The organism is Actinomadura bangladeshensis, from assembly GCF_004348335.1.
GTDB lineage: Bacteria > Actinomycetota > Actinomycetes > Streptosporangiales > Streptosporangiaceae > Spirillospora > Spirillospora bangladeshensis.
Genome location: NZ_SMJW01000513.1, coordinates 1 through 1,880, shown reverse-complemented (window position 1 = coordinate 1,880; position 1,880 = coordinate 1). Strand labels below are relative to the sequence as shown.

The window sequence follows — 1,880 nt, the reverse complement described above, 5'->3', positions numbered from 1 at the left end:
CGCCCCACCCTCCCGGCGACCGCTGCCTGGAGCACGCCCCAACCGGTACCGCCCGTTCAACCGATGCTGTCGGCACGCCCAGTCGGCGTTGCCGGCGACGGCGCCCGGACGACCAGCCGGGCGGCGCTGCCCGCGCGAGGGGCCGGCGCTGCCCGCACGGCCGGCAGGGCGATGCCTTGGCGGCTGTGCGGGCGGGGCGGGCGGCGGCCGTTGCGGGGTGGTCAGCGGGTGCTCAGGAACTGGTCCAGGACGCGGGTGCCGAAGGCCAGGGCGTCCAGGGGGACGCGTTCGTCGATGCCGTGGAACATGCCGAAGTAGTCGAGGTCGGGGCCGAGGAGGAGGGGGGCGAAGCCGAAGCTCGTGATGCCGACACGGTGGAACGACTTCGCGTCGGTGCCGCCCGCCATCACGTACGGGACGGGGCGGGCGAGCGGGTCCTCGCTGCGGAGCGCGTCGGCGAGGGCGGCGAACGTCGGGCCGGCCGGGTCGGCGGCGGGGGCCTCCTCGTGGTTGATGAACTCGCGGGTGACCTTCGGGCCGAGCAGCCGGTCGACCACGGCGAGGAACTCCTCGCCGGTGCCGGGCAGGTAGCGGCCGTCGACCTGGGCGGTCGCGGTGCCCGGCACGACGTTGACCTTGTATCCGGCGTCGAGCCGGGTAGGGTTCGCCGAGTTGCGGACCGTCCCGGCGAACAGGTGGCCGGCGCGGCCGAGGCGTTCGGCCTCCGCGTCGAGGCGGTCGTGGTCGATGGTCGTGCCGAGCGCGTCCGCCAGGCCGTCCAGCAGGGCCCGCACGCCCGGGGTGAGGCGGACGGGCCACTCGTGCGCGGCGATGCGGGACACGGCGTGCGCGATCTCGGCGACCGCGTTGTCGGGCGCCGGCTTGGAGCCGTGCCCGGCCGTGCCGCGCGCCGTCAGCTTCATCCACATGGTGCCGCGCTCGCCCGTCGCGATCGGGTAGATCCGCGTGCCGCCGGTCTGCACGCTGAACCCGCCGGACTCGCTGATCGCCTCTGTGCAGCCCTCGAAGACCTCCCGGTGTTCGCGGACGACGTACCGCGACCCGTACTCGCCGGTGCACTCCTCGTCCGCGAGGAACGCCAGCACCAGGTCGCCGCGCGTGCGGCGCCCCTCGCGCAGCCGCCGCCGGACGACCGCCAGGGTCATCGCGAGGCTGCCCTTCATGTCGACCGCGCCGCGCCCCCACACGCACCCGCCGCGCACCTCGCCGGAGAACGGCGGCACCGCCCAGTCGGCCGCGTCGGCGGGCACCACGTCGAGGTGCCCGTGGATCAGGAAGGCGGGATGGGAGGGATCGGTGCCCGCGATGCGCGCGAGCACGCTCGCCCGCCCGGGCGCCGACTCGACGATCTTCGCCTCGACGCCGGCCTCGTCCAGCAGCCCGGCGACGTACTCCGCCGCCGGCCGCTCCGGACGCGCCACCCCCTCACCCCGGTTCGTGGTGTCGAACCGGATGAGGTCGGCACAGATCCGCCCGGCCTCGTCGTCCACCGCACCCTCGATCCGTTCGACCTCGTCGCCCACTGCGCCCCTGGTCGGTCCGACCTTGTCGTGCACCGTGCCCCCGAATCGTTGGCTTGCTCCGTCCAGCTCCCGACTTGGGGTGGTTCGCAATGAGGGTTCATTGTCCACGGGGGGTGGTGCATGATCAAGAACGTCTCGATCCGGTTTCGACTCCGTCAGCGGTGTGTCCAAACGGTCACCGGCGGTACGACGCTGCGAGCAATCTAGGTGCGGCGGGCGGCCAAGCGCCCGCGGCGCCACGGTGTGACTGGGCCGAGGAGGAGCATGACCAGCCAGAGGGGTGTCCGGAGGACGGTGGCGGGGGTCGCCGCGGTGGTGCTCGCCGCGTCGCTGGGG

Annotated in this window: 1 protein-coding gene; it reads right to left on the bottom strand. The window is 74.1% G+C overall.

The features are described from left to right. Positions 1 to 221: 221 nt before the first annotated feature. A complete protein-coding gene (locus E1284_RS40460) occupies positions 222 to 1,544 on the bottom strand; it encodes a M20/M25/M40 family metallo-hydrolase (RefSeq protein WP_131945398.1) in 1,323 nt (440 codons plus the stop codon). Between the last annotated feature and the right edge of the window lie 336 nt (positions 1,545 to 1,880).